Consider the following 5,157-nt stretch of genomic DNA (forward strand, 5'->3'; position numbering starts at 1 on the left):
ATGGCTGCTTGTATATCGAAAGTTGGGTTGGTCATGTGTCATCTCGTTTTCGCTTAGTTTAATGAAATGACACAGAATTTTGAACACTACCTAACAACAGCACGAAACCTAGTGCTCTTTTTCAATCATCAGGCCCGTGCCAATGCAACGTAACAAGGCCAAGCACAATCGCCCAATGAAAAATCCGCATTGGGCTGGACCTCGCTACCGCTCGGCCTGTGTTGGCGGCGTTAGGGATCCGAGTTACCCATGATCAGTAGACACCTTCTATAGTTAGGTATCGTACCTGACACTGAGGTGCAAGATGGCCAGACATAAAACCCAGGCGTACTCAGAAGAGTTCCGTAGAGAAGCAGTAAGACTGTCTGATTTACCCGATAAAACAGCCACGTCTGTTGCCCAGGAACTGGGCATACACCCCAATCAGATTTACAACTGGCGGGCGCAGTTTAACCGCTTGTCAGATAAGCAGTTTAACAGTCTGAATGGGGTGGACTATTCAAAAGATGAAAGCGAAAAAATCCGGCAGCTGAAGCGCGAGCTGGATACGCTGAAAAAGGAAAATGAATTCCTAAAGAAGGCAGCTGCGTACTTTGCCAAGCTGCAGGAGTAAAGTACGCCCTGATCAGCGAATACGTGGGGCAGTATACGGTCAGGTTGATGTGTCGGGTGCTGGAGGTATCCGCTTCCGGCTTTTATCGCTGGCGGGGCCGTAAACCGAGCCGGAGCAGCGTAAAGCACGAGCAGTTAGAGCGGCAGGTGCTCGACAGCTACGCCCGTTACAAAGCGCGCTACGGCGCGCCCAGACTGGTAAAAGAGCTGAATGCGCTGGGGGTAAATTGTTGCCTTAACATCGTCGCCAGCATCCTTAAAGCCAGAGGTATACGGGCACGTAACGGCAAGGCGTTTCGCTACAGCCCACGCACCGAAGCGATGACTAATGTGGCCGATAACCTGTTGAAAAGGCGGTTTGACGCCGAGAAACCCAACGAGCGCTGGACCCCAGATATCACTTATATCTGGCTGAAAGATAAATGGTTATACCTGGCTACGGTGATGGATTTATACTCCAGAGCGATAGTGGGCTGGTCGTTGGACACCAGCATGACCGAGCAGCTGATTACGCAGGCACTGAGAATGGCACTGGCACGAAGACAGCCGCAGGCGGGCCTGATAGTGCATTCAGACCGGGGCGTGCAGTATCGCTCAACCGCGTATCAGGATGTGTTGATGAATGCCGGCTGTGTACCCAGCATGAGCCGCAAGGGCAATTGCTGGGATAATGCTGCAATGGAGGCCTTCTTCAGCCGGCTTAAAGTAGAACTGATTTATGCAGAAAACTACGACTCGATAGAGCGGGCGAAGTCAGGTATCTTCGAGTACATTGAGATATTTTATAACCGTGTCCGTAGGCACTCAGCGATTGGCTATGTCAGCCCGGCTGAGTTTGAGCGCAAATGCGCATAACCGAGTGTCTACTTTTTATGGGTAAGAACAGGATGATGATGGCTCAGACCGATAATCCAACCATCGAATGCGGTACACATGGCACAGTAAACTCTGCTGTAGTTTGCTGTCATTTGTTGCAAAAAACAGAAGGTGTTTTGGGTTTTGTAGAAAACAGCTCCGAGCCTGATGACTTGCAAGCTTGGTGTGGTGCTTGTGAGGCGTTTTTTCTTAGCGAAGGTGAAATGACTGACTCATTCAGAGCATTTAATAATTTCAGTCTTGTTTGCGAGTTTTGTTATGCAAAAATTAAACAGCAGCATTCAGCAAATCCCTAACAAGGCGCATCACTCGCGGCCTGCGGCCGCTGGGGCGCCAACCGCTGCGCGGTCGTCACCCGTGTGCTATGCGTTAGCTGCAGGACGGTCATGAGCACCACAAGATTTTTTAAGAAGCAGTCCGAGAAGGGAAAAAAGGTCTTATCGGCTCTTGACGATATTGAAGCAGAGATGAAGAAAATTGGATTCTGGAAAGAAAATCCTCCAGATGTAAAAGTTGGAAACTATATTGAGGCACCTTCCTTCGAACTATGGCTTCAATGTGTTTTCCTGCCAAATGCTCGCAAAGCAGCACAGACAGGCGAATATCCTGACGGTAGTCAAGTTGGGTTAATGGCTATGCGTGAATACGATTATCATAGCTGTGTAGAGGAGGCGCTTACACTTGTAAGTCTTCTCAATGATTTCGATAAGTTGGTGGTAGGCAAATGAAAGAAGCTAAAGTTGTCATGTGCGATCTCCGTTCCGTCGGCCTTTTTTGTGGTGTCTACCACAAAAAATTCCAACTGCACTCCGGCGCCATACAACGGCGTTATATTCCATGAGAAAACGAGAACAATCATCAAAAGGTCTATACTGTTGTCCATGCTGTGGTTATGCAACTATAGGCGAGCCAGAAGCATATGATATTTGTGCAGTGTGCGGATGGGAAGATGATGGTCAAGATGACCCAGAACATAAAGAAAATTGGGGCGGCCCTAATCACGTCTCACTTGAGCAAGGGCGCATAAATTTCATCGTTACTGGGCAGTATGAGGTAACTCGGAGAATGCCGCAGCGAGATCCTTCTGAGAGCTATGAGCAACTTCGCAAGTTTTCGATAAAGGTAGTAGAAAGTGAAATATAACAAGGTAATACTGCTTCGCAGCATTAACCACAGATCACGGCGTTGGTAATAATATGAAGCAAGCATCAGTATTCATAATAACTGTACTAATGAGTGTAAGTGCTATGGCAGGCAATTGGTTTCCAGCAGATTACAAAGAGTTTCCCTTTAAAGAAGGTGACCTGTTAACTACCGAAAAACCTGAAGGTAAATATTCTATTAATAAGGTTTTGCGCATTGATAATGTCTGCTTAGATGTTGGTCAATCTATCAGTATTCAGGGGCAGGTTTTTATGGCTCCTGAAAAGGACTGCTTGTTAATTATTAGCATGTCTTACGGAGAGCAAGAGTTTAAATCTCTAGAGGAGATCAATCAGGCAGTAAAAAAAGGGATCTGGAAAGTAAAAATAGGGCATATACCAAATCGCGCACCAGGTGCAGCGGAAGGACAAATATTAATTGGTCATAGTCCAGTAAAACAGGAAGAGCTGGCTGGCTATAATCAATGGAAAGAGTTGTTTAGTCAGGGGAAGGCCGGTGTATTCTAAGATGCAAAAAAATGCCGAACAATCGCAACCTGGCCGAGATTTATTCCGGCGCTCGTTGTATGCCAGAAAAGTCTGGTACAAAACAATCACCTCCATAAATTCGCCTGTTACAGGCGTTACATTTCAGGCAGGAATCTGAGAGGTTGAGTTACTACGAGCTAACTGATGATATAAATTTTCCTAATAGATGGTACTTGGGCGATGTCGCTTTTGCTGACAATTGGAAATTAGCGCAGTACCTTGATCCTGAAAGAGGGTATGAAATTGAGGTATCTCGCGATGGTTTGGAAATGGACTACACGTGCAATGAAGCATATGGTGTAAGTGTAGTAAGTAAAAAATTCAAAGATGCTCTTGCTGGTATTGCTGATATCACATTTGCCAAAGCAAATATTATTAGTAAAGGCTCGGGTAGTGAATTCTATATCATGGCTGTTCCAAAAGAGCTCGAGTGCATTGACGAAAAAGAATCAGAATTTCAAAAGTTCGAGGTAAACGATCCTATTCGTCCTGATAAGGCTGGCGAGTACCGAGGCTTCTTTAAAATGGTAGTTAATCCAGATAAGTGTGCGGGCTTAAACATATTTAGGGTTAAGGGCTTTAATGTTGCTATTGTCGTAAGTGCAGAAGTAAAGCAAAAATTAGAATCAGCAGGAGTTTCGGGTGCGCTATTTAAGTGCGCATAGCGATTAAAACTGTAGTAAGCGCATGTTGTAGGGCTGGTTTTCCGTTGTGCTTTAAACTAGCCGAAAATGCGGGGTTATATGCAAAGCAGAGAAAATAGGAATAACAAAAATAGGTGATATTGTTGGTTCAATATTTCAAGGACCTGCCGTGGCCTATAAACACTATTCAGCGTTTGGTTTCCGAGTTGACAGTGTATGGCAGAGTTCTGCAGCATTGTACTTAGAAAAGGAAGCCGACGCGCGCCGCGCAGTTTATTTTGGCTTATTGGTGGAATTAAATGATATTTAATTGTGATACGGAGTTTCTGGAAAATAAGGCCAGATTGTTTAAGTGGCTGGCGTATGGAGTTCTAATACCATTCCTTTTAACACTATACATTGAGCCTTCAGTCTTTGTTATTAAAGGAACTTTGACTGGCCTGATGGTTTGTTTAGCAATTTGTTGTGTGGTTGTAATGACTAAAAGGTACTATGACGATGCTTTGCTAAAACATAGTGGCGAACAAGTTATTGTAAATCAGGGAGGTATTGAGTTCTCCAACAAAAGCACAGGCTATAGCTTCAAAAGAGACAACGATAATATTGTGTCCGTAACTTATACCCGCATGTTTGGTATCCCAAAGATAATAATGCAATTCGCCAACAATGAGTTTTACAAATTTATCTGGTTCAAGGACTCTAATCGTCTTTATAGTATGCTGAAAAATAAAGAGAGCCGGGTAACAAGAGCCTGACAACATATGTAAAGCGATTCCCAACGCTTGGCATTTCCAATTCAAGGTCGGGTTTGGTGTTTACGGCGAAATGGTTTAGGTTTAGTAGGCGAGCTGCTCCACACCTTAAGAACCTATGTAAATCAGCCATTTAATTATTCCGTCTTTTCTTTAAACTCACACAAATCTTCAATCAGGCAACTGCCGCAGCGCGGTTTGCGTGCTACGCAGTCTGTCGGAACAACCTTTGCGTATTTCGGTTTGTCCGGCCACCTGTTCCGGTTTCATCCGGCCAGGCGTTTCGGTGTGATCCGGCCAGCATGATCTGACCTTCGTTTATGCTCTCTTTTTACCCGACTTCTTCACCCTGAACCAGTGTTTTTTTACGTTGTGACTCACCTGTTAATTCTAGTCGGTGGGCGTTGTGGATCACTCTGTCTAATAGCGCATCTGCGACAGTCGGGTTATCCATCAGACCGTACCATTCTGAGACCGGTAACTGACTGACGATGATCGTGCTGCGTTGCTCGTAGCGATCTTCAATCACGTCCAGTAAATCACTGACTTGCTTACCTTTAAATCCCTCAAGACCCCAGTCAT

At 45.2% G+C, this 5,157-nt stretch carries 9 protein-coding genes and 1 pseudogene; 8 read left to right on the plus strand and 2 right to left on the minus strand.

What is annotated here, in order from left to right; genetic code table 11:
- Nucleotides 1–304: 304 nt before the first annotated feature.
- The 8 genes from BLW68_RS20715 to BLW68_RS20750 all read left to right on the plus strand — a co-directional run bounded on the left by BLW68_RS20715 (nt 305) and on the right by BLW68_RS20750 (nt 4,578).
- Nucleotides 305–613 (plus strand): transposase, encoded by a 309-nt coding sequence (locus BLW68_RS20715; RefSeq protein WP_218141424.1) that lies wholly within the window; start codon nt 305–307, stop codon nt 611–613.
- An 11-nt stretch (nt 614–624) separates the two neighbouring features.
- Nucleotides 625–1,467: an IS3 family transposase gene (locus tag BLW68_RS20720; protein WP_342741279.1), complete on the plus strand. Its 843-nt coding sequence runs from the start codon at nt 625–627 to the stop codon at nt 1,465–1,467.
- A gap of 38 nt (nt 1,468–1,505) precedes the next feature.
- Complete coding sequence (locus BLW68_RS20725) at nt 1,506–1,784, plus strand: hypothetical protein (protein ID WP_218141425.1); 279 nt, start codon at nt 1,506–1,508, stop codon at nt 1,782–1,784.
- A 90-nt stretch (nt 1,785–1,874) separates the two neighbouring features.
- A complete protein-coding gene (locus tag BLW68_RS20730; protein ID WP_092797169.1) occupies nt 1,875–2,216 on the plus strand; it encodes a YqcC family protein in 342 nt (113 codons plus the stop codon).
- A gap of 109 nt (nt 2,217–2,325) precedes the next feature.
- A complete protein-coding gene (locus tag BLW68_RS20735) occupies nt 2,326–2,631 on the plus strand; it encodes a CPCC family cysteine-rich protein (protein WP_092797171.1) in 306 nt (101 codons plus the stop codon).
- Between the two features lie 53 nt (nt 2,632–2,684).
- Nucleotides 2,685–3,158 carry a hypothetical protein gene (locus BLW68_RS20740; RefSeq protein WP_218141426.1) on the plus strand — a complete coding sequence of 158 codons (474 nt, stop codon included), beginning with the start codon at nt 2,685–2,687 and terminating at the stop codon, nt 3,156–3,158.
- A gap of 143 nt (nt 3,159–3,301) precedes the next feature.
- Nucleotides 3,302–3,844 (plus strand): imm11 family protein, encoded by a 543-nt coding sequence (locus BLW68_RS20745; RefSeq protein ID WP_092797173.1) that lies wholly within the window; start codon nt 3,302–3,304, stop codon nt 3,842–3,844.
- Nucleotides 3,845–4,122: 278 nt separating this feature from the next.
- Nucleotides 4,123–4,578 carry a hypothetical protein gene (locus BLW68_RS20750; protein WP_092797175.1) on the plus strand — a complete coding sequence of 152 codons (456 nt, stop codon included), beginning with the start codon at nt 4,123–4,125 and terminating at the stop codon, nt 4,576–4,578.
- Nucleotides 4,579–4,712: 134 nt separating this feature from the next.
- Here BLW68_RS20750 and BLW68_RS21630 read toward each other — a convergent pair.
- Nucleotides 4,713–4,787: pseudogene (locus BLW68_RS21630) on the minus strand (endonuclease III); the annotation flags it as partial.
- 119 nt (nt 4,788–4,906) lie between these two features.
- A partial coding sequence (locus BLW68_RS20760) for an ATP-binding protein (RefSeq protein WP_177172316.1) occupies nt 4,907–5,157 on the minus strand: 251 nt, incomplete at its 5' end.

The sequence above is a fragment of the Rheinheimera pacifica genome (genome assembly GCF_900108485.1).
Taxonomy (GTDB): domain Bacteria; phylum Pseudomonadota; class Gammaproteobacteria; order Enterobacterales; family Alteromonadaceae; genus Alishewanella; species Alishewanella pacifica.